The organism is Collinsella sp. An2 (assembly GCF_002160065.1).
Classification (GTDB): Bacteria; Actinomycetota; Coriobacteriia; order Coriobacteriales; family Coriobacteriaceae; genus Limicola.
The window spans coordinates 185,977-209,471 of record NZ_NFJW01000002.1 but is presented as its reverse complement, the minus strand read 5'-3'; the positions used below and the strand labels follow the sequence as shown (position 1 = coordinate 209,471).

Genomic DNA, 23,495 nt, shown 5'->3' with positions numbered 1-23,495 from the left:
GTTTTAGTAAACCCGTGCCGGCAGCGTTCCATGCCGTCATTTAGGTAGGCGGTGCAGCATCGCAGGTGGGCGGGAAACCATGCATGATATGTAACCCATACTGTATAAAACCGACCCTCTTCGGGCATAACGTGCAAATCGCTTTGTCACCATCACATACAAGTCCCTCTTATTCTCCCGTTGAGTAGAGCCGGCGATATCGATCGGCTGCACGTTCGCCAGGTATCAAATCACCCGAGACAATACGCTGGTTGTAAATGAAGAGCACCTCGTCACTTATCTGGTCGACGTTATCCAGAATGTGTGAGCTCATGACGATTCCCTTTCCACGGCGCGCCAGACCGCGCAAAATGCGCGAGTTGAGCTGAACGTTCGTAGGATCGAGAGCATTCATGGGCTCGTCTAGCAGCAGATAGCGCGCGTCGGTAAGATAGGCAATTGCAAGAGAAAGCTGCTGCTTCATACCTTGTGAAAGAGACCGGACACGCTTGCGCGCAAATGATTCGATGCCACATTTACGAGCGACATCTTCAGCATTCAACCGGGTTGGCCATAGATGCTGTACCATGCGAAGATGGTCCCATGCCGTAAGACTGGGATACAGCAACGAAGCATCGCCGGGAGCATAGAACGCCGCAGCCCGCAATGAGCTTCCGTCCCGCGGCCTAACATCATCGACATCGATGACGCCGCGCATCCGCGCGCCTCCCATACCGGCAATCGCCTTGAGCAAGGTTGTCTTGCCGTATCCATTGGGAGCAACGAGGCCGACGATACGGCCAGGCTCGATCACAGCTGAAACCCCGTCGAACAACGTTCTTGACCCATACGACAGCGAAAGATTATGGATGGAGAGCATGCTGGGCACCCCTTTCATACCAAGAATTGACCCGACCGTCTCGGCACAGCAGCGACACCCCAGCAGCTGTAAGAAGCGCCACTGCGGCACATGCCGTCAACGCCCATAGGACGGCAACTCCCAACGCCTCCCCAGCCGGCATCACGCCTTCACCTATAGCTATGGGGACAAGACAGGGATAGCCCCATTCGCCAATTCCGTGCCGCAGCAAAGGCGGAGCAATCGCAACGACAACCGCAAGAACGAGAGCAAGCGTTACAGCCATAAAGAGAGCCATGCCCGTTGACACCGCGAGCTGCAGCCGCGCAACAGGCGCTTGGCGAAACAGACCCGACTTCATGTATCCCAGAAGCTCCACAGCGGCAATTCCCGCCGGGACAACCGCCGCAAGCGGCGAAACAAGCCTCACGAGAAACGACACATAGACAGCTAGCGGCATTTCCCCCGCTGAAAGGTATATGTACGGCTCATTGAGCGTAAGCAACCGGCGATAGAACTTGACACGCAACGATGCGTCCTTTTCATCGGCAGGCAGGGCATCGGGCAGGTTTCCCGACCCCATCGCTTCTGCTCGCCATGTTTCATAGGTAAGCGCGGCACGGGCAAACGAGCGCTCGTCGGGTGCATATGCCGCCTGGGACAACAGTTGTAACTCCCTTTTCAGCACTTCAGAATCTATAGAAGAGGCATCTTCCGCCGACTGGGAGCGATACAGCTGGCGATAGCGAGCCATATAGGCGTCGGGGGTGTAGGAGTCCATGCCACTTCGGAACGAGATAATGCCCGGCGCCATAAAAACGATAGCAGTACCCACGATTATCGCCGGAAGCAATCCTCCTGAACAAAGCAGCCGCAACTGCCAAGCGAGCACTAACAACGACCCGACGTAGCCGCTCGCCCTTGTATCGGCTTTGCTTCGTGGGCTTGCACAGTCTGATGTACGTGGGCCCAAAGCATCGCCGCGCACATCACCTGGGCGCCCTCTTCTCGCAACATGAGATCCGCCGCGCCCATAACCATCGGACGACCCTCGATGGTGGGAGCCAAGCGCCCATCGCAGCAACGACGCTATCATAACCGCTACAGCTAGTACCCCCGCAGTAGCGCTCAATACCAGCACACCCTGAGGTAGGTCGAGCAGCACATCCGATGTAAGCGGGCTATATATGCTGATGAGATACGACCACACGCCGGCAAACTTAGGAATATACAAATAGGTTGACGGCAACCACGCCAAGAGGCCCCCAACCGGAGATAACTCGTCGTAATAGTGAGGCATGAGCGGCAAGACCATCAGCGCTGCCATGCCGACAACTCCTGGGGCCATTCTGCGAAACACGGATAGAGACGCCTCGAACAACAACGCAAACACAACCGCGACAAGAAGCGTGAGAGTGGCAGAGCGCATGAGCACCTCTCCCACGGTGTATGTCATAAACTCGGCTCCGCGACACACCACCACCGGCCATGCTGGATCCCCCAACCCGTTTCGAACCAGGGCAACAAGCGCTGTAGGAAGCATGGTCATTCCTTGAGAGCACCATCCGGCAAGCGCAGACACGACCACCGCTGCTGCAGAGCGCCACCCCCGAGCAAGCGGTGAGTACTCGAGCAGACGGCGATGAGCTCTCCAGCGATACGCTCCCAACACGGCCATCGCAATTGGCAACACGCTAACCGCATACGCCTCTACACTGAATCGGCCCGCAGACGACGCCCCCGCATCATCCGCTGGCTCCATCATGGCTAGAAGCGGACTCAGGCCGGGGACCCACAGAACGTCTTGCCAACGATACGCGAGGAGCTCAAGAGCCGGCATATCCGACGTTGATTCGTAGAGACGGGGGTCATCCGTTGCAATCACGCGCCTATAGAAATCTTGCTCTGCCAGCACCATTGCGCGGGGGATATCTCGTGATGGATATTCAACCATCACGTCAATGAGCTCAACGACAGCCTTGAGGCGCTCTCGATCGTTTGTTGCGCTCTGGTAGTCCTGATATGCCAAAAGGTTACGGCGTGCCACCTCTTTTGCACGCTCTTCTGCGGGACTTCCCGAGGGCTCATCGAACCATCCGTCTGCGAACTGACCAGCATAGTCCGTTGCCATGAGCTCCATAGTATCCCGGCGATACATTGAACCCACCGGAAACGCATATCCCGGTAGCGCAATCAGCACGCATAGCCCGACGCCCATGCAACCAATCAATGCCCACAGCGCCCATGACCCGAGAAGGCGACGTGTGAGCCACGCAGCATATCGCATAGCCAAACGAGGCTGGACCAACGATTGCTTCATTTTCAACTCCTTTCATACATCTCGATTCGGCCGCCTGCTTCGGCGGAGCGCGAGACGGCATGAGGCGCCTGCCCCACCCAAAAGGCGCAACAACCATCAGGAAGCATCGAAAGATACCCCCTGTGTTGGACAAGATGTATGAAAGGAACCAAATGACAGCGTCGTTGGAAACATTGACCGTGCCGCTTGCTTCATGTTGCACCGCACCATATGTACACCGCGGTGGACCATGGGCTAGCGGATCGCCCGGCGCACGGGAAGGAACGGTCTTGACAAGGCCCGCAGCGAGGCGGAACCATCGCGCCGCATATGGCTGATGCCAACATGGCTGCGGACCGCGAAGATCGCCGGCACTCCATCGTTTTACGACGCGCCCCAGCCTCTTGGCAACCAACGCCGCAGCTGGAATCGCTATCGTCGCGGCAAGAAACACCATGAGCCCTGTGGTGACGTTCAAGCTCGGCAGCGTATTCGATGCATCAAAATACACCATGCTGGTTTGGGTGCCTGTAGCATGCGATGGATCGAGATAGGACACAGGCATCAAAGATGCCAGGTCTCGAACGGGGTTTTCCCTGGAATACCAGCTGGGCTGAGATGCCAGCACCAAACCCGCAGCAGAAACGAAACATGCCGGAACAATACTGCCAAACAAAGTTCGCAGCCCAACGGTGAGGGAGGCAAAGCAAGCTGACGCCGCTGCGAGCATCAGTATGCGCTGCATGAGCACCATGCCGACGGTCGTAACAACGAAGTTGCCCGATGAGCGAAAGACCACGACAGGATATGCCAAGTCTCCCCAACCCTGCGCACCATAAACGTAAGCTGCCGCTGGAGCCGTCACCGCCGCGGCAGCGAGCAGCCCCGCCAACATGCCATAGATGACAGCGCGAGGCGCTATGGACAGTATAGAGCTGGAGCTCGCCCGGACGCTCCGCTCGCCACGTCTTGCATACCGGGTCGCGCCCTCTGCAGCCATGTAGGCAGTCGCCGTCAAGACGCTCGCTACAGCAAGCGGCACCATCCACAGCAAGAACTCTAAACAGCCCGACGTTCTGTTAAGGCCCTGGTCATCCGGTCGCCATGCGCCAACCCAAACCAGCGATTGCTCAAGCGCATACTGGTTGGAAGTGATATACACCACCACCGGCATACGGCCGGCCTGGTCATAAAACACCGGCTGTTCAAGGTTTGCAACCGCACGAAAAAACGCGGCATTCGATAACAGGCCGCTACGTGATGCGCCACTTACCTGCTGGTCGGCAAGATATTCGTAGTATGTGGCGATTGCCCTAAGACGCTCCGACGGACTGTCTGCGAACAAGGCGTTCTCAAGCATGGTTGTCGACTCGGAAAGATGCTTCCACGCCCGCTCAACAGAGGCGTCGCTTCCGCGCGTGCGCACAATTGACTGCATGAGTCGGAGATTGGCAAGGTAATCACGGTACGTAGCTTCTAGACCCTGTTCAACTCCCTGCGGCAGGGTCGCAGCAGGCTGAACAGCACCGGCAGAAAGCCCGCCATATCGACTCGACATCGCGGGCAGCAGGTATATCAGCGCCGAAAGCATTATCGTGATGAGCAACACAGGGTGCGACAGCACGTTGCGCAATACATCGCGCATGCGGCACATCGTCGCACCCCCTCGATTCGCTCGGCATATACACCATGCTACCCGGCATCACATTCAGAAGATGTGAGTCCCGCCGAACGGTCGTGAAATGAAACGGAGCGGCATCGGTGCGAGCAGCAAAGAGCATGCGGGCATCATGCGCCTGCCGCTCATGTCTTTCAAGCGGTCAACAGGCGCGTTATTCATGCTTTCCAAACGCATTCATCAGCAGAGCAACGATGCCGCAGATCAGCGCGCCGATGGGCCACACGATCCAGAACCAGGCAGCCGAGGTTCCCAGGGGTTCAAAGGTGTCGGGATCGGCGTTCGTAAGCACGGGGGCAAACAGCAGCACCAAGCCGATGATGGTCGCCACAATCATGATGGATCCGCAGATGGCGCCCAGCTTGTCGCTCGACCGCTTGCGATCGATCAGGGCATCTTTGATCTCGGCGTCCAGCTTGGCGTTGACCAGATCATCCATCTCAAGCTCTTCGGCCGCGCTCTTGTTATATTCGGCAATGTTCGTACGGCCCAGAAGCATGCCGTTATGAACGATGAGCCACACGCCAAGCGCGATGCACAGCAGCAAAAGGCAAAGACCCTCCCGCTCCGTCGCGCGAGACTCGCCAAGCACCATGAGGCAGATGACGCCAACAAAGATGCATGCGATGCCGGCAACCGTGCCGCGGGCCATTGACCGACGAGCGAGGGCGCGGTCTTCATCGGTGTAAAAGTCCTCGATATACGGATGAGCCCTCATGAACGCCGAATGTTCCATGCCGGCAGGAATGACAAAAGCAAGCCCTGCAAGAACACCGACAAGGATGATGGCGATCATGAGAACGTCGGCGTCTCCGCCCATGAGCGGAAAACGGCCCTCGAAAAGGAATGCGATGCCCACAAGCGCCAAGATGATCGACACTCCGGTGGGAAGCTGCCAGGCCAGACGGCGCTGATGCTCGTCGTAGCCGCAGACATCGGTGGGCGGGCCTGCGGGAACAGCCGCTTCGGGAACGGGAGCGCGGCCGGTAAGGTCGCCCTGCACGAGGTCGTCCAGGCTGCATTCAAAAATCTGACAAAGCTTGAGCAGCTTATCCATCTCGGGATAGCTCTTTTCGGCTTCCCACTTTGTCACCGACTGGCGGGAAACGCCGAGCAACATGGCAAGTTGCTCCTGGGTCATGTTGCGCGACGCGCGCAGGTGCTGAAGGTTATCGCGGAAACTCATCGTGGTGCCCTTCGGTCGTACAAGACGGCTGGAAATGCCTGCTGCTCGCAAGTATACGATGCGAACAGCGCGTGAGGCATCATCCCAGCCGCTTGTTGGGTGGTCCTCTGCCGGCACCATCACCTTACGGGACCTCCGGGTGCCCTGCTACCAACTACAGGGCTGCATTTTGCTGATTGTTATGGCAACCACAAGGCGCCCAGCGGTTGCTTTCCGCAGGTAAACGACGTGTTTGGTAGTGCGTATACCCAATGCTCCCACGCAGTAGGAAATCCTTCCGCGTCGGCGCGGCCGGCCGCACGTGCGTACCGAAAGGTCGAGGCGCGCCAAAAGTCCGGGCGCGCCCCAAAGCAACGTGTTACCAAATGCCCAACAGATGCTGGGCCGCAAGGGACACAACCGCGATACCCACCCAGCAGACGAAGCCCATGAGGATGGGTTTGCCGCCCGTGCGCACCAACTTCACGATGTTCGTATTGAACCCGATGGCCGCCATCGCCATAACGATGAAGAACTTGCTGAGCTCCTTCAGCGGCGCCGTCACCGCGGCGGGCAGGGCGAACACCGTTGTGATAACGCTCGCGAGGACAAAGAAGATGATGAAGAACGGAAAGATCTTCTTGAGGTCGAAGGTGCCTTCCGACGTAGACGCCTCCCCTGCTGCCGCGGCACGGCGAGCCTGACGCAGCTGCCATACCGCCAGCACCAGCGTGATGGGAATGATGGCAAGCGTGCGCGTGAGCTTTACGATGGTCGCCGCGTCCAGGGTGTTGGCGCCCGGATGCATACCGTCCCACGCCGCTGCTGCCGCGGTCACAGAAGATGTGTCGTTGACCGCCGTGCCGGCGAAAAGTCCGAATCCCTCGTTGGACAGCCCCAGAAGGCTGCCAAGCGTGGGGAACACCAGGGCGGCAATCACGTTGAACAAAAAGATGACGCTGATGGCCTGAGCGATCTCTTCGTCGTCGGCGTCGATGACAGGAGCCGTTGCCGCGATGGCCGAGCCGCCGCAGATCGATGATCCAACGCCTACAAGCGTCGAGATCTTGCCGGGAATGTTGAGCGCTCGGCACAGCACGAACGAGATGATGAGCGAAGTGGAGATCGTCGCCACGATGATGGGCAACGACGTGGCCCCGACCTGCGCTATCTGCGCAAGGTTAAGCCCGAAGCCCAGCAAAATGACCGCATACTGCAAGATCTTCTTCGAGGTGAACTTCACGCCCGGCTGGAGCGGGGCGGCGGCGGATTCCGGCACCAGAAGCGCCAGCACCATGCCGATGAGAATGGCAAAGACCGGACCTCCGATTACCTCGAACTGCTTACCGAGTAGCCAGGATGGAACAGCGATGACTAGGCTGAACAGAAGGCCTTTCCAGAGGCGGCGCAAACGGGACACGGGAGCTCCTTACTTCGGGGATGACGTCGACAAGAACAAGCGGCGGCAGCCACTCTGAGCGCCCATACTATCTGCCTCATTACATAAAGTACAATGATATATTCTTATGTATATATCATCTGAACTTATTGATTGAAGGCGCCGTGCTCGATCCACGCATGCACACGTTTCTCGAGGTCTATCGCCAAGGAGGCTTCACCAAGGCGGCGGAGGCGCTCCATCTCTCACAGCCCGCCGTCTCCCAGCATATTCGAATCCTCGAGCGAACCTTGGGCGCCCAGCTCTTTGTAAAACGGGGACGCTCCACGGTTCCCACGGCAGCGGGAGACGTGCTCTACCGCCAGGTATCCCGCCTTGAAAACGATGCGAGCCGCATAGCCGACGAGGTGCGTCGCGCTGCTGCCGCGGACGGCGAGACGGCGCTCCGCTTTGGAGCCACGCGCACCGTTGCAGACTACGTCATGCCCAGCATTCTCAGCCGCCAGCTTCAAGAGCAGCCAGCCGCACACCTGGCCATGACGGTTGGCAACACCCACGAGCTGATCGACCAGCTCGAGCAGGGAGACATTGATTTCGCGATTGTCGAAGGCCCCTATGACCGCACGCACTTCGACGGAGCCGCGCTCTCGCACGAACCCTATGTCGCGGTTGCCGCGGCGGAGTCGATTGGCACGCCTGCATCTGTGACAGACCTGCTGGGACAACGCCTGATCGTGCGTGAAGAAGGGTCGGGCACCCGCGAGATCCTTGAACGCGCGCTTGCCGTTCGCGACCTGGGCCTCGGAGACTTCACCGATGTCGTGGAGCTTGGCAGCATTACGACCATCAAGGCATGCGTTGCCGCGGGCCAGGGAATCTCGTTTCTCTATCGCACAGCAGTCCGCACAGAGCTCGACGCAGGCGGACTGGTCGATGTCACCCCGCCGGACTTCTCCATCGTCCATGACTTCACGCTTATTTGGCAGCGCGACAGCATCTATGGCGAGCGCTATCGCCACCAGGTGGATATCTGGAAGGCCTGGATTCCACCGACGGACGACCGACCATAGATGCCCAAGAGAAAAGCCGCCCTGCCCCACCACGGGTCCAGGACGGCTTTGAACCACTACTCCACGGTAACGCTCTTGGCGAGGTTTCGCGGCTGGTCGACGTCGCACCCGCGCATAAGGGCAACCTCACGGGCAAGCAATTGCAGAGGCACCGTCGCCGTGATGGGGCTAAAGGCGTCGCGAACCTCGGGGATATAGATCACATGGTCGGCGATCTGCTTGATCTCCTCGTCGCCTTCGGTTGCCACGACGATGATCTTCGCGCCGCGCGCCTCGCACTCTTTGAGGTTCGAGACGGTCTTGTCGTATACGGGGCTCCGCGTCGCCACGGCAATCACCGGGAAGCCGGGGTCGATGAGCGCGATAGGGCCGTGCTTCATCTCGCCGGCGGCATAGGCCTCGGCATGCAGGTAGCTGATCTCTTTCAGCTTGAGCGCGCCCTCGTGTGCGATGGCCGCACCCATGCCACGGCCCACGAAGAGCGCCGAGTGCGCATCCTTGCAGGCGAGCGCCGCCTCGTGAATGGCGTCGGTCTGGGTATCCAAGATCCACTGGATCTGCCCTGCCGTATCGCCAAGCTCGCGGAAGAGCATCCGCACCTGCCCCGTAGTGAGCTTGCCTTTGACCTGGGCCAGCAGCAGGGCAAGCAGCGTAAGCGACACCACCTGTCCAATGAAGCTCTTGGTCGAGGCAACGGCGATCTCCTTGTTGGCCTTCGTATAGATAACGCCATCGCTCTCGCGCGCCACCGGGCTACCCACAACATTGGTGATGCCAAAGACCTTGGCACCCTTGATGCGGGCATCGCGAATGGCGGCCAGCGTGTCGGCCGTCTCGCCCGACTGGCTTACGGCCACCACAAGCGTCGACGGCGTGATGATGGGGTTGCGGTAGCGAAACTCGCTTGCCGCCTCGACCTCACAGGGGATGCGCGCCCACGCCTCGATGAGGTTCTTGGCAATGAGCCCCGCGTGATAGCTTGTGCCGCACGCGATCACATATACGCGATCGATGAGGTTGAGCTCCTCCATGGTGAGGCCGAGCTCGTCGATATCGAGCTCGCCGCCCGTCATGCGTCCCACCAGGGTGTCGCGCACCACGCGCGGCTGCTCGCAGATCTCCTTGAGCATGAAGTCGGGGTAGCCGCCCTTCTCGGCCATATCGATATCCCAGTCGATATGCGTCACCGCCGGCTCGATGGCCTTGCCCTCGGCGTCGGTATAGAAGATGCCCTCGGGGGTGAGCTTGGCGAACTGGCCGTCCTCGAGCACCACGACATCGCGCGTCGCGTCGATGAGCGCGATGACGTCGGATGCGACGTAGCTGCCGTTCTCGCCGCGGCCGATGACGATGGGGCTGTCCTTGCGCGCCACAGCAATGACGCCGGGCTCGTCGGCGCATACGGCAGCGAGTCCATACGCTCCCACAACCTGCGTGCATGCCTCGCGGACGGCCGCCATGAGGTCATGCGTGCCCGGTGTGGCCGGCGCGCCGGTTGCGGGGTCAGCCGGACGGCCCTCATAGGCCTCCTCGATGAGATGCGCAAACACCTCGGTGTCGGTGTCGCTTGTGAAGACGTGGCCGCGCGCCGTCAAAGCCTCGCGCAGCTCGGCGAAGTTCTCGATGATGCCGTTGTGCACGATAGCGATCTTGCCGTCGCAGCTGGTGTGCGGATGCGCATTCGCAACGCTCGGCCGACCATGCGTGGCCCAACGGGTATGCCCGATGCCGCAAGTGGCATTTGCATCAATATGCGCAAGCTCCGATTCCAGGCCCGCGACCTTTCCAACGCGCCGGATGACGTCGATAGTAACCGAACCGTCTGCAGCGGCGCGCTCCAACGCGACACCTGCCGAGTCGTATCCGCGATACTCCAACCGCTTGAGCCCGGTAACCAGGATGTCTTTCGCAACGTCCTTTCCGGTGTAGCCCACGATTCCGCACATACCGCACACTCCTTCGATTCTCGGTGCCTTTGGCGGCGTTACTTAGGGGCCATTCTACCGAAGCTGCGCGTCGCTGGCGATATCTGGTATGCAAATCACGATACCAGCATGCCTGCAATCTCGGATTACAGCATCATACTGCGATATTAAAACGTTTCAATCTCTGATATGATGGACGCTATATGCTGCTTTCTGGGTGACGATTGGGGAACGTCATGGCAAAGGTAAAGATTATCGACGTCGCACGGGCCGCGGGCGTGAGCCTGGGCACCGTCTCCAACGCGCTCAACCACCCCGAAAAGGTTCGCCCCGAGACACGCCGTCTGATCGAAGAGACCATTCGCGAGTTGGGTTACACGCCCAACCAGAGCGCACGTATGCTTGCCGGAGGACACAACAAGATCGTTGGCCTCGTGCTCCCGCAGCTCAACCACGGCTTTTGTCTGCAGATTATCAGCGGCGCGCAGAACGAGGCCCTCAAATACGGGTACACCCTGATCTTTGCGGTATCGGGACGAGACGCATCGCTTGAGGAACAGCTGCTGCGCCACTTCATGGGAACGCAGATAGCAGGCCTCTTGTTTCAGCCTATCTCGCGCGAAGCATGGAGTCCTTTGCCCAACCCTACCCTTCCGGTCGTATACCTGGACGCAGCGAGCGAAGACGACGGCTCCTACGTGCTGGCGGACTACGAGGCGCAGGGTCGTTTGATTGCAGAGCATGCGGCGGCGCGGGGCGCGTCCCATGTCGCGGTGATCGGGTGTGCGTCCGACACCATGCTTGCGCAGCGCGTCGCCGGCATTCGCGACGTGTTTGCTGCCTATCCCGACATCCAGCTTGAGATCATCGATGCCGGCGAATGGGACGTCTCGGGGGACGGGTTTGGCCTGGGCCAGCAGTTTGCCCAGCGCGACGAGGACAGCCGTCCTGACTTTGTTATCGGCATCACCGATGTGCTCGCAACCGGCGCGATTGCCGGCATTCGAGCATGCGGACTCTCCGTTCCCGAGGATATCTGTGTTGCTGGCTGCGACGGCAACCCGCTGGCATGGAGCACCGGCGTGACGCTTACCACCTGCGCGCCCGCCGGCTACGAGATCGGACGAAAGGGCATCCAACTGCTCATGGAAGAGTTGGAACCCGAGCACGAAAACCAGGTGAGCAGGGTGTCCGTCTGGAGTCGAAGCCCTGCGAGCACAGAGGATGACGAGCGCCCCTCCCGGCGCGTAGAGCTCGTCCGGCCCTTTTTGCTCGACCGGTCGAGTACCCACCCAGAAGGCGTCATGGCATGCATGGCGGGACATCGCTCGCCGCAAGTGCCCGAGACAAACCTGGGCTCATACCTGTAGCAGCGCGGAGCGGCGCGAGCGGCTGGATGTCGCAGCACCCCCACACCCACAGGTGGCTGGGCGCCGCGGCGCCTCCTCGCCGCATGCGGCGGCGAGCGATGTGCTCCGGGCGGCGGACGACGCGCGAGCACCATCGCACCGGACGGCTCCCCCTAGCCTAGACGCTCAAACGCAGGTACAAGGTCAAACAGGCTTTCCAGTACGCCATCGCAGAGCGTCTCGATCTCAGGCGTGGGGGCAATACGGTCGGGGACCATAAACGTATGCATGCCCGCCGCATGCGCCGACCGAACGCCGTTGGGCGAATCCTCCACCGCAGCGCACTCGGCAGGCGAAACCCCGGCGCGCTGCGCCGCAAGCAGGTACATCTCGGGGTCGGGCTTGCCGTGCGTCACGTCCTCGCCGCAGGTCACCGTCGAGAACCGGTCCATAAGACCAAAGCGGGTAAAGTTGCGACGCGCCGTCTCGAGGCGCGAAGAGGTTGCAAGCCCCACCGAGACGCCGGCATCGCGCAGCGCATCGAGCGCCTCGCGGGCGCCGGGCTTGAGCTGAAGGTCATGCTCGGCAATCTGGTTCTCGATATCTCGATGCAGCGCATAGATGCGCTCCGCCTCGTCGTGATCGCCCACGACGCCGGCAATGATGTCGATAACGGCCTCGCGGGTGCGACCGATGAAGCTCTCGACCACCTCGTCGGTAAGGGAGATACCCAGCCGGTCGTTCACCTGCTTCCATGACTCGACGCTCAGCCGTTCGGTGTCCAAAAGCGTGCCGTCCATGTCGAACATGACCGCCTTGACCATGCCGTCCTCCCCTTGCGACGACCCGCGCCGCCTCGTTTCATACGATTCCGCCGCATATTGTGCCAGAATACGAACCCAAACACGGGCGCCGCCGTTCGCGCCGACGATTATTCCCAAGGAGCATCATGACCGAACAGCTCGATGAAAAACTTGCGCGCCTCTATGAGGTGCTGCAAGGCTACGAATCTATGGCCCTTGGGTTTTCCGGTGGCGTTGACAGCACGTTTCTCGCCGCCGCATGCGCTCGCGCCATTCCGCACGCGGCGGTGCTCATGCATCTCATAAATCCCTTTGCCGGCACACCCGAAGTGCAGGCGGTCCGCGAACTCACCGAACACAACGAGCCGACCAGCAGCGATAAGACGGTCATGGGGTTGCCGCTCATCGAGATTCCTTTCGACCCCTTCGATGAGGACAAGATCGTTCGCAACGCACCCGACCGCTGCTATCAGTGCAAACGCGCAGGATTTTCGCGCATCGTGGAAGCAGCGCAGGCTCGCGGAATCTCGGTTGTGTTCGACGGTAGCAACGCCGACGACTCATATGACGACCGGCCGGGCATGCGCGCGCTGCGCGAACTTGGCGTGCTGTCGCCCCTCATGGAAACCGGATGGCACAAGGCGGAGGAGCGCGAGATGCTCCGTCGATGGGGCGTTCCAATATGGAATATGCCGGCAGGTGCCTGCCTTGCGACACGCATTGCAACCGGCGAGGCCCTCTCGGCCGAGAAGCTCGACGCCGTGCGCGCCTGCGAAGACTATCTGCATGGCTGCGGTCTCAAGCAGGTGCGGGCACGCCTTTCTGGCGATACGGTGCGCATCGAAGCCGCACCGGACGACCTCGACCGCCTTGCAACGATGGCGACGACGGACGAAGACGCGGGGGGCCGAGAGCTGCGCATGGACGCCCGCAAAGAACCGGACGACGGCGTGTGCATTCCCCCGAGCATCGTTCACGAGCTGCAGCGTCTTAGCCGGCGCACCGTAAACCCCGTGGCACGGACCTATCGCTACGGAGGCTCGTCGCCCGTTGGGATGCCATAGCAGAAGCTGCCCCATTCATGATTACGGCGCCGCCGGGCGAGTCGCTTCCCGGCAGCGCCGTTTTCTAAGGTTTGGACGGGCGCGGCCCGCCCTGTGACAGGCATATAGATGCCCAGGCTTCATGCCCGGAAACCCGAGGGCTTGGATCTCCCGGCACGCATGCACTACTTGTTACCGGCGGCGCGAGCCTCCTGATACTCCTTGACCAGGCGCTCCTGCACGTCGTGCGGGACCTGCTCGTAGCCCGCGGGCTCCATGGTGAAGTCACCGGTGCCGCGCGAGATGGAACGCAGACGCGTGGCGTAGTCGGTGAGCTCGGCATATGGCACCGTAGCGGTGACAACGGTCTCGCCGCGCTCGTTGGTGTCCATGCCGGTCACGCGGCCGCGGCTCGCTGAGACATCGCCCATGACGGCACCGGCGTAGCTCTCCGGAATCGTCACGGTGATGTTCTCCATGGGCTCAAGCACCACGGGGCTTGCGTCGGCGCAGGCCTTCTGCAGACCGATGCGCGCGGCCGTGCGGAACGCCATCTCGTTGGAGTCGACCGGATGATACGAACCGTCGTACACCGCGACACGAATGCCCGTAAGCGGGAACCCGGCGATGACGCCGCCCTTCATGGTCTCCTGGACGCCCTTGTCCACCGCAGGGATGAGGGCGCGCGGAATGTGTCCGCCCACGACCTCGTCCACGAACTCGTAATCCGTCCCGTCGGTCAGCGGCTCGACGCGCAGCCAGCAGTCGCCAAACTGTCCGGCGCCGCCCGTCTGCTTCTTGTGGCGACCCTGGGCGCTTGCGACGCGGCGAATGGTCTCGCGATAGGGAATCTTGATCGGCACGCTGTGGGCCTTGACCTTCGTGCGCTCTTCAAGACGGTTGAGCAGCACCGACACCTGCGCCTCTCCCACGGCGGAGATGATCGTCTGGCCGGTCTCCTCGTCGCGGTCGATATGCATGGTGGGGTCGGCGTCGCACGCGCGCTCGACAAACGTGTAGAGTTTCTCTTCGTCACCGCGGTTCTCGGCCTCGATGGCGATGCGGTACTGTGAGTTGGGGAACTGGAACGCCGCCGCCTCGACCTTGCCGGAGACAGACAGGGTGTCACCAGTGTCGGCAGCGATCTTTGTGGTGACGATGATGTCGCCGGCAGCGGCCTTGCCGACCTCGGTCATCTCGCGGCCGCACATGACGTACAGGTGAGCCAGGCGCTCGCCCTTGCGGGTGCGCGCGTTGACAAGCTCGATACCCGGGGTCAGCGTGCCGGTAAGGACCTTGATAAAGGAGATGCGGCCCTGCTGCGGGTCGTTCAGGGTCTTGAACACAAAGGCGACGGGTCGATCGTCGTCGGCCGAGATCTTCAGCGTGTCGCCATCGACAAGCGGCATCTCGCCGTAGTCCGTCGGGCTTGGGAAGTACGTGACGATGTCGTCCATGACGGAGTGCACGCCGAGCTCCTTGGTGCATGAACCCACGAACACCGGCACGAACAGGCGCTGCGCGATGGCCTTGCCCAGCAGGTTCTCGACCTCGTCCTGCGTGAGGGTCTCGCCCTCGAGATACTTTTCCATCAGGTCGTCATCGGCCTCGGCAACAAGCTCGCAGAGCGTCTCGCGGGCGGCCTCGGCGGCAGCACGATACTCTTCGGGGATGTCGTACTCGGTCTGCTTCACACCTTCGCAGTGACGAGCCTTCATGCGCACGATATCGATGACACCCTCGAAGTCGTCACCCGTACCCCACGGCAGGGTCACGGCACCCAAACGCATGCCAAAGCGCTCGCGCAGCAGCTCCATGGTGGTGTCGTAGTCGGCGTTTTCCTTGTCGATGCGGTTGATGAAAACGGCGCGAGCGAGGCGCAGGTCCTCTGCCGCATACCACAGCTTGACGGTCGTGGGCTGGGGGCCATCGGCGGCGTCGACCACAAACAGCGCGGTCTCGCACACGCTCATGGCTGCATAGGCATCGCCGATGAAGTCGGGGTAGCACGGTGCATCGAGAACGTTGATGCGGTGGTCTTTCCAGTCAATCGGCGCGATGGAGGTGGAAATAGAAACGCCGCGCTTGACCTCCTCGGAGTCATAGTCAAGCGTGGGCTTGGTGCCCGCGTGGCCACCCAGGCGGGCAGTTTTGCCTGAAAGATGCAACATCGCTTCTGCCAGAGAGGTCTTTCCTACTCCTCCCTGGCCAACCAAGACGACGTTCCTCACTTTGGCAGTCTCGGGTGCACCCATGGCAACCTCCTTCGGTTGGGGCGCACGGCGTGCCGCTGTGTTCTTGGGACGAGAACCGTCTCCGCATTGAGCTGCGTGCCGCGCCGTGCGCGCACAAACTCATACATTACTGTCGAGACTACCCCTTGGCGTCGGTGCGCAAGCCAACCTTTCGCCCAGCGCGCGCGTCGCTGCGGTAAAGGGGACAACAAAGGTTGATGGGGCGCCGCCGAAAGCAGGTTATAGGACTTTGAAACGCGTCTAATCGCGCACCGGCTCCCTCAATCTTCGCCGTCGGGAGAAACTCGTTTCGGTTTTATGCAGTTAGTTCGGGAATTCCCGAGTAGACGCCCGATTTCGACGACAAAACCCCTGGATTCGGGGGCTTGAAAGGAAGGTCTACTCGGGAAATCTGAAAACAACTGCATAAAACCGAAACGAGTTTCTGATGAGCTTTTAGCAACCCACTATTACTGATACCAAGAGCCGTCCATGGGTCCACCCGCACATGAAGGGCGAAGCGTCTTTGCAGAAACCAGTTCTTCCAACCGTTTGGGCCCTGGCACGGCGTGGGCACCTATGAAAAAAGCCCCACGCTGCAAGCGCAGGGCTTATATATGCACAAGGCATGATACGGAAGAACCGCGAGTTACTCGGCGGTCTCCTCGGTCGTGGCCTCCTCGGCCTCGGGCTCAGCGGCCTCCTCCTCGGCGGCGAGCTCCTCGGGCTTCACGCCCACGAGCACGACGACGGTGGTGCGGATGTCGCGATAGAGCGAGATGGCAACCTCGTGGGCACCGGCGACCTTGATGGGCTTACCGAGCTCGACGCGCTTGCGGTCGATCTCGACGCCCAACTGCTCCTTGACCGCATCGGCGACCATGGCAGCGGTGACCGAACCAAACAGAACGCCCTCGTCGCCAACCTTGACGTCGACGGTGACCTGCTTGCCCTCGAGGGTCTCCTTGAGCGCGTTGGCGTCGGCCAGACGGACGGCCTCGCGCTTCTCGATGTTGTTGCGGCGCTCCTCAAGCTGCTTCAGGTTGCCCTTGGTAGCCGCAACGGCGAGCTTCTTCGGGAAGAGGTAGTTCTCGGCGTAACCCTGAGCGACGTCGACGACGTCACCCTCGCCACCCTTGCCCTTGATCTCACCAAGAAGAACGACTTTCATGAGATCTCCTTCGAACGCACCGCGTGTGCGGCGCTTTGATTACCTATGTGTCTCTGCGTCTGTGCCACCCCGTGGAAGCTTGCGGAAGTTGGCCCACACGTCGATGAGACCGACGATGCTCAGGATAAAAGACATCGCCTCGACCCAGACTGCGAAACAGATGATCAGCGGGCGCAGCATACATCCCATGCGAAGGCGCGAGAGCTTGTCGGAGAGCACTCCCAGCCCCTGCGCCGCAAAGATGAAGCGAACGCTCATGAGTACCGTAGCCGAGACCGTGAGCACAACGTTTGCGTAGGGAATGCCAGCAAACGATGCTCCCAGCCCCAGAACCGATAAGGCGAGCACGCCGACCGACCACAGCGGCGCGTCGAAGCGCGCAATCTGCGGAAGGTGACGGACGCCGTTCACGCGCGGAGCGGCAACAAGCGCCCCCACGCCGGCCCCCAGCACGTTCACCATGACCGTCATAACGTAGACCAACGGCCAGAGGGCCGTTACCACGGGCTCCACGGTAGCTACCACCATGTTGGCGTCGATACCGTTTCCCGCCGACGCCCGCACGGTCTCCATGAGGAGCCCGCAGGTGACATCGGCAACGGAATAGCCCTGTCCCGACAAGGTGAACGCGTCAATCGCCAAACTTGCCAGCGTGCCTACCGCCACGACGGTGCTCACGCTCGTCACACCTGCTGCCCCGCGGCACATACATGCCACGAGCAACAAGGTGGTGAGCAGCGGCGGCACCGCCACCAAGCCCGACGACAGCCCAAACGTCACCGAAAGGATGACGACGGTTGCTATCGCCACCAGCACCGCACCCACAAATGCGCGCGGGCCGGAACGATCGACCAAGATGCGCGTCACACCGGCAAGCAGCATGACGCCCAGAAACGGATACCACCCGATCACCAGGACCGAAAGAGCGACGCCCACGTACCACAGCGGCGACGCGTTGCCGCCGGCCTGTGGAGGCTTCACAGGCGCCAGCTCGGTTCCCGGTGTGTTCTGGTGGCCCTGAATCATCTGAAACGTGCGTGCAGTCTGTTAGCCGCGGTCACGGCCGCCGCGGGAGGAAACCACGGGGACGGTGTACGGCAGCAGGGCCATCTCACGAGCGCGCTTGATGGCGTTCGCGATATCGTGCTGGTGCTGCGTGCAAGCGCCAGTGACACGACGGGGCTTGATCTTGCCGCGGTCGGTCATGTACTTACGGAGGAGCTGAGTATCCTTGTAGTCGATGTACTCAGTGCCCTCCTTGCAGAACTGGCAGTACTTACGACGCGGCTGACGTGCTGAATAATCATTAGCCATGTCAAAATACCTTTCTTGCGGCGCGGCGACATGTCGCTGCGCCCTTCACTGAAGTCTGACGTCCCTAGAACGGGATGTCCTCATCGTAGACGTCCACCGCAGGCGGAGCCTGGACGGGCGCCGCAGGTTGTGGCTGGGAAGCATACTGGCGCGGGGCCGAGGCGGGTGCCTGGCTATAGCCACCATCCGACGACTGCTGACCGCGGCTCATGAACTCGATCTCATCGACGATGACCTCGAGCTTGCTGCGGCGCTGGCCATCGCGCTCCCAGGAGCTGTAGCGAAGTTTGCCCTCGATGGCGACCTTGGAGCCCTTGCTCAGAAAGCGGTTCACGGCCTCAGCGCGGGTGCCAAACATGGTGCAGTCCACGAAGTTGGGATAGTCCTCCCAGTCACCCGTCTGCGGGTTGCGACGACGGTCGTTGACCGCCACGCCAAACGAAAGCACCTGGGTGCCGCCGCTTGTCATGCGCAGCTCGGGATCGCGTGTGAGATTGCCCGAAATGTTCACTCGGTTGATGCTCATGTGGCTCACTACCTCTCAAACCTACTGCATGCATAAGCATGCCGGGGCGCTGGGCGCCCCCTCCGACGCGTTCGATTACTCCTTGTCGTCGCGACGAACGATCATGTGACGCTCCACAGCATCGGTGATGCGCAGGACGCGATCGAGCTCGGCGATCTGGGTGGGATCTGCGTGGAAGTTGATGAGGGTGTAGTCACCTTCGGTGAGACCGTTGATCTCGTAGGCGAGCTTGCGCTTGCCCCACTCGTCAACGTTGTCAACCTTGCCATTGCCCTCAGCGATCGTGGTGTCGATACGCTTCATGACGGCGAGACGGGTCTCGGGGTCGAGGGAAGGGTTGACGAAGAACAGCAGTTCATAGGCCTTCATGTGGTCACCTCCTCCGGACATACGGCTTCAGGTCGTGAAGGTGCGCCTGAAGCAGGAAAGGACTCAGCAACTATACCGTTTTGACCCGGCTTTCTCAAGAAAACGTTGCAGCCCATCATGACCTCCACATTTCGGCCTCCACCTGGCCATGTCTGCGGCCGTTCAGGCGCCAAAGCATCGGTGCCCATAGCCGCCAAAACCATCGTCGCATGTGGGTCTTACCGAAACCTGCGCCCGTTCTTACAAGAATCTTGCTCGAATCTCCCCTGTTTCTTACCGCGGCCGAATTTTCGCAGGTCATTGCGTTGCTTGGTATTAGAAACTACTCCTTTAAGCGGAACTTTCTTCGAATACTTCCACAGTGTCACCATAGGCATGGGGTTTGATGGCATGGATGCGACCCGAGGCTTGTCGAATTGCCCGGGTTGCTTAGATAGGGCCTGCAGTTCTCAGCATTACTTGCTGCACACATATGACTGGACCCGGCCGCTATGCGACCGGGTCCATCGAGGCTTACCCCTATGTAGATTTGCTCGGCACGTTGTGGGCCTATGAGCGCTGAAGGTCGAGCTTCATCTTGCGCTCGTAGATTCCGGCATGTTTAATGCCGTCCTTTGTGGCCCGATACGTGTTCCCCAGCTGCGCGCCCGACTCACCGTATACCGGAGTCGACACAATGTCCCCCTCGCGGCGCAGGCGCGTAAGAGCGCGATCGACGGAGCGGTCGCAACAGCCAAGGCGCTTTGCCAGGTCTCCCTTACAAAACGTCACCGACCCGCGCTCCTGAGTCTCGTGCACGATGAACGCGAGAACGCGCTCGTGGACGAACGCATGGCGTCCGTTCAACCGAACCATCTGCTCTGGTAGGAATCCCTGAACAGAGGGAGTGGCCGCACCCATCTACTCGCTCCGCTTCTTAAGCGCGAAGGAGATGCCGAGGCAGACGATTCCCACGCCTGCAACCGCCGAGACAACACCGAGGGCAATGTCGCCTGTGCTCGGCAGCGTTTCCTCGGTCTTGACCGGCTTGGTAGGGGTTTCGGGGTTCTCAGGCGTTTCCGGGCTGGTCGGCGTATCAGGGCCAGTTGGAGTCTCCGGCTCAGAGGGAGTATTGGGATTCTCCGGCTCTTCCGTACCCGGGTTGCTCGGCTCGTCGGATTCAGCAACGTTGGTAAACGTAATGTCGGTGTCACCGCTCCAACTCTTTACGACGTACTTGTTACCTTCTACTTCAACGTTTGCCGTGATGGTGTAAGTCGTTTCGTCGTAAGTAACGCCATCGTGCTGCACACCGGCCTGAGTCTGATCGTCATCGGCAGGTAGAACTTCGCTGACTGTAAAAGTGAAGGAGCCAGAATCATTGAAAACGAACCCGTCATCGAATATCACCGAGCCATCGGCCGAATTGGTGCCATAAATGACCTTAGGCTTAACGGCGGACGAGGTGCCGGTGTATTCAATCTTGAATTTGAACTCCCCGGCTTTGAGCTCGCGCCCATTCAGCTTCTTGTCGACGTCAATATCCGGGGTGGTCTTATCAGACTGGCCGGGCGTCGTCGGTGGGGTCGGATTTGAAACCTTATAGCTCACCGTAGGCTTGAGGAACTCCTCAGGATTCCCCTCATTTCCGTTCGTATCGACCGGATGGAGCGTCGCGGAGACGTTGGTCAACAGGTTGGCGTTGTTCTCGTCGCCGTCCGCGTCATAGATGCCGTAAGTTCCCTCGGCGGTCTTCGGGTCGTTGAGCCTGACACCGTAGGTCAGCTGGACGGGGGCGAAGTTGCTCACCGGAACATTAATCTTCCAGACGAAGCACTCGTCGGAGATACCGTCCTGGCCCTTGGCGTAGTAGTAGAGCTCGTAGTCGTAGTTGCCGTCCTCCTGCTTTTTCCCAAAGGTATAGCCACTCGTAGCGTTCTCAGGAAGGCTGCCGTCGAGCTTCGTCGCGGACAGGGTTTCATCGCCAACGGTCAGCTTCAGACGACCCGCGTCATCGATGAACGAAAAGTCGTAGGCGCTGCCGTCGTCATACTGGCCGTAGCCGATGACGTCGGTAACCGAGGAACCCTTGTCGAGCAAGTAGTAAATGTCCTTTTCGATGGAGTTGAAGGAAACGTCCTCGCCGTTGGCAAGCCACCTCATGAAGGAAGGACCGTAGGGGAAGTCGGCCATCTCACCCTCGACACCAGCCGTCACGGCATAGGTGTGGTACTTACCGGAAATCTGACGGTACTCCTGATAGGACTTGTACAGCGCGACATCAACCGTAGAAAGATACTCATCCTTCTCGTCGTAGCTCACGAAGGGCTTATCGGCCTGAGATCCATCGCGGTCGTAGTCACTCTTCTTGCCGGCAATCGTCTCGTCAACGCTTCCCGACACGCTCTGGAGCCACACGTCCCAATCGTCAGGATATTTCTTGGAGCCATACTTGACGTCCCAGCCATCGGGGCCTGCAACCATCGGGGTGTTGGGCGCATCCCCATTCGCAAAGTTGATTCCGTAGTTCTCCTGGGTGTCCGTGTTCTCGTCATCCCAGATATAGGTGATGCCGTCGCTCACCAGGATGAGGTACTTACGGTCTGCGTCGACGCTGGTATCAGCGTCGAGCATCTTCTCGCCAGCGATAAGACCAGCGCTCATGTTTGAGCCCGCAACGTCAGGACGATCACCCATGAAAGCGGCAATGTCGTCCTTGGTCTTTTCAGACAACGCAGCGAGCGGGAATTTGGTCACCTCACCGCGGAACTGAACTGCTCCAACCTTAATCGTCGCGTCAGTGTCTTCGATGCGACCATAGAGGTTGGACAGCAACGAGGCGACTTCCTCCTTCACAGGCTCGCTGCAGCTCGACTCATCGATAACGAACACAATATCCGAGACGAGCTCCTGATTCGCAGAAGGAAGCGAGAGCGTCACGTCGGACTCAAAGTCCTGGTTAAGATTAGTGGCAGTCTTCGACTTGGATTTATCCCAGTTGGGATTCTCCTCACCAGGATCAAAGGGGATAAGACCATGCGCAGCCTTAAGTGTCGTAAGGCCGGTCACCCCCGTGGTAGAAGAATCAAACAGCTCAACGTGATTCTTGCTCCAGTCAGCGGCGTGCGCCTCCCAGCGAGCATCTGCGGAGTCATCGTACCAGCCGTCGATAGCGTCCTCGCAATCATCTTTGATGCCGCCGATGCCCTTGCCGTCAAGCTTCCAATCGGAGCCGACCTCGGGGAATGTGATGGTGGACGTCGTGTTGTTGAAGATGTCGTCGCCTGCGGTCTTGGCATGGTTGTTGTAGATCACGGTATCGGACGGAATCGTGAGGTTGGCCGAGGCGCCGCTGTTATAGATGCCGCCGCCGTTGCTCGTCGTGCCCTTGTCGTTCATGTTGCCCGTGATGGTGAGGTGCGATCCCTCGTCGAAGACGACCTTGCCGTTGTTGGAAAGGCCGCTGCAGTAATTGTCGGTGATGGTGACGGTCGCACCCTTCTCCACGTGACCGTCGGTCACACCGGAGGTGAGCTTGAGGCCGGCACAGTCATACCGACTCGAATTCCGCGTCACGGTCAAAGAAGAGGTTCCATCGACCAGGAACGCACCGTTAGCGTAAACGCCATAGTAACCGTTATTATCTGCAGACACCCTTGATCCATCTTTTATGACAAGGTCCGTCGCAGACAGCCCGTGGGTCCCGTTGTCGTTATAAGTCACCACGGCGCCGGAGATAGTATAGTTTGAGCCATTCGAACCATAGCTCTTATTGCCCAAAACGCTCAAAGAACCGCCGGTAACCGTGACATCAAATGTACCGATGATGCCACCGCCGCCGTTGGTGTTCTTTTCGGCGCAATTTTGAATGGTGACATTGCTGTTCGTAAACGACAGAGTGTTCCTGCGCACGCTCGTCGAACCGCCCCAGCTGATGCCATTTCCCCTGCAATTCTTAATGGTAAGCGTCGTATTGTTCGCAGCAAAGTCAGCAGGCGGAGTATTAGGCTCCGGAAAATACATAGCAGTCGTATTATCGGCGGCCTCCGAACCGTCAATGGTTACAGTGGCATCTTCAAACGTCAGGCTACCGTTTGATGCCATGTAGATGTACATCCAGTGTCCGTTGGGAACGCCGTGGAAATTCACCGTACAGTTCCTGAAAGTAACATTACCGGCAATATTCAGATACGCTTGATCCGCGTCAATCGTAAAGCCGGCCCCGTCGATGACCAGCGTTTTACCCGCCGAAAAACTCGTCGTAGGAAGCGTCGCATTCCCAGTAAGCGTGATTGTGTCTCCGTCTTTTGCCGCAGCAACTGCATCCTTTAAC

The 23,495-nt window shown here is 59.9% G+C and carries 18 protein-coding genes; 3 read left to right on the top strand and 15 right to left on the bottom strand.

Features of this window, described 5'->3' with window-relative positions:
* Positions 1-169: 169 nt before the first annotated feature.
* The 5 genes from B5F33_RS02740 to B5F33_RS02725 all read right to left on the bottom strand — a co-directional run bounded on the left by B5F33_RS02740 (position 170) and on the right by B5F33_RS02725 (position 7,400).
* The gene (locus B5F33_RS02740) at positions 170-859 is read right to left on the bottom strand and encodes an ABC transporter ATP-binding protein (protein ID WP_158095292.1); all 690 of its coding nucleotides are present in this window, start codon (positions 857-859) and stop codon (positions 170-172) included.
* Positions 843-2,969 (bottom strand): hypothetical protein, encoded by a 2,127-nt coding sequence (locus B5F33_RS02735; protein WP_143757926.1) that lies wholly within the window; start codon positions 2,967-2,969, stop codon positions 843-845. The genes B5F33_RS02740 and B5F33_RS02735 overlap by 17 nt, the downstream gene beginning before the upstream one ends.
* On the bottom strand, positions 2,923-4,791 hold the full coding sequence (locus B5F33_RS10765; protein WP_158095291.1) for a hypothetical protein: 1,869 nt from the start codon (positions 4,789-4,791) through the stop codon (positions 2,923-2,925). Before B5F33_RS10765 ends, B5F33_RS02735 begins: the two co-directional genes overlap by 47 nt.
* A 178-nt stretch (positions 4,792-4,969) precedes the next feature.
* Entirely contained in the window at positions 4,970-6,001 is a 1,032-nt protein-coding gene (locus B5F33_RS02730) for a helix-turn-helix transcriptional regulator (RefSeq protein WP_087410259.1), read from the bottom strand.
* 358 nt (positions 6,002-6,359) lie between these two features.
* Positions 6,360-7,400 (bottom strand): YeiH family protein, encoded by a 1,041-nt coding sequence (locus B5F33_RS02725; RefSeq protein ID WP_087410258.1) that lies wholly within the window; start codon positions 7,398-7,400, stop codon positions 6,360-6,362.
* A 143-nt stretch (positions 7,401-7,543) separates the two neighbouring features.
* Here B5F33_RS02725 and B5F33_RS02720 point away from each other — a divergent pair, with 143 nt between their 5' ends.
* Positions 7,544-8,449: a LysR substrate-binding domain-containing protein gene (locus B5F33_RS02720; protein WP_087410257.1), complete on the top strand. Its 906-nt coding sequence runs from the start codon at positions 7,544-7,546 to the stop codon at positions 8,447-8,449.
* A 56-nt stretch (positions 8,450-8,505) separates the two neighbouring features.
* Here B5F33_RS02720 and glmS read toward each other — a convergent pair whose 3' ends face one another.
* On the bottom strand, positions 8,506-10,395 hold the full coding sequence (gene glmS, locus B5F33_RS02715; RefSeq protein WP_087410256.1) for a glutamine--fructose-6-phosphate transaminase (isomerizing): 1,890 nt from the start codon (positions 10,393-10,395) through the stop codon (positions 8,506-8,508).
* A gap of 215 nt (positions 10,396-10,610) precedes the next feature.
* On the opposite strand from glmS, the gene B5F33_RS02710 reads away from it, so the two are divergent.
* The gene (locus B5F33_RS02710; RefSeq protein ID WP_087410255.1) at positions 10,611-11,744 is read left to right on the top strand and encodes a LacI family DNA-binding transcriptional regulator; all 1,134 of its coding nucleotides are present in this window, start codon (positions 10,611-10,613) and stop codon (positions 11,742-11,744) included.
* A gap of 152 nt (positions 11,745-11,896) precedes the next feature.
* On the opposite strand, the gene B5F33_RS02705 is transcribed toward B5F33_RS02710, so the two are convergent.
* A complete protein-coding gene (locus tag B5F33_RS02705; RefSeq protein WP_087410254.1) occupies positions 11,897-12,547 on the bottom strand; it encodes an HAD family phosphatase in 651 nt (216 codons plus the stop codon).
* 125 nt (positions 12,548-12,672) lie between these two features.
* Here B5F33_RS02705 and B5F33_RS02700 point away from each other — a divergent pair, with 125 nt between their 5' ends.
* Positions 12,673-13,590: an ATP-dependent sacrificial sulfur transferase LarE gene (locus B5F33_RS02700; RefSeq protein ID WP_087410253.1), complete on the top strand. Its 918-nt coding sequence runs from the start codon at positions 12,673-12,675 to the stop codon at positions 13,588-13,590.
* A gap of 164 nt (positions 13,591-13,754) precedes the next feature.
* Here B5F33_RS02700 and B5F33_RS02695 read toward each other — a convergent pair whose 3' ends face one another.
* From B5F33_RS02695 to B5F33_RS02660, 8 genes are all read right to left on the bottom strand, one after another.
* A complete protein-coding gene (locus B5F33_RS02695) occupies positions 13,755-15,824 on the bottom strand; it encodes an elongation factor G (protein WP_087410252.1) in 2,070 nt (689 codons plus the stop codon).
* A 628-nt stretch (positions 15,825-16,452) separates the two neighbouring features.
* Positions 16,453-16,974 carry a 50S ribosomal protein L9 gene (rplI, locus tag B5F33_RS02690; protein WP_087410251.1) on the bottom strand — a complete coding sequence of 174 codons (522 nt, stop codon included), beginning with the start codon at positions 16,972-16,974 and terminating at the stop codon, positions 16,453-16,455.
* A gap of 39 nt (positions 16,975-17,013) precedes the next feature.
* Entirely contained in the window at positions 17,014-17,955 is a 942-nt protein-coding gene (locus tag B5F33_RS02685) for a DUF2232 domain-containing protein (RefSeq protein WP_158095290.1), read from the bottom strand.
* A 66-nt stretch (positions 17,956-18,021) separates the two neighbouring features.
* Entirely contained in the window at positions 18,022-18,288 is a 267-nt protein-coding gene (gene rpsR, locus B5F33_RS02680) for a 30S ribosomal protein S18 (RefSeq protein WP_087410249.1), read from the bottom strand.
* Between the two features lie 64 nt (positions 18,289-18,352).
* The gene (gene ssb, locus B5F33_RS02675) at positions 18,353-18,814 is read right to left on the bottom strand and encodes a single-stranded DNA-binding protein (RefSeq protein ID WP_087410248.1); all 462 of its coding nucleotides are present in this window, start codon (positions 18,812-18,814) and stop codon (positions 18,353-18,355) included.
* Positions 18,815-18,889: 75 nt separating this feature from the next.
* Complete coding sequence (rpsF, locus tag B5F33_RS02670) at positions 18,890-19,183, bottom strand: 30S ribosomal protein S6 (RefSeq protein ID WP_087410247.1); 294 nt, start codon at positions 19,181-19,183, stop codon at positions 18,890-18,892.
* 549 nt (positions 19,184-19,732) lie between these two features.
* A complete protein-coding gene (locus B5F33_RS02665; RefSeq protein ID WP_239284683.1) occupies positions 19,733-20,083 on the bottom strand; it encodes a MarR family transcriptional regulator in 351 nt (116 codons plus the stop codon).
* Entirely contained in the window at positions 20,084-23,311 is a 3,228-nt protein-coding gene (locus B5F33_RS02660; RefSeq protein WP_158095289.1) for an FctA domain-containing protein, read from the bottom strand.
* Between the last annotated feature and the right edge of the window lie 184 nt (positions 23,312-23,495).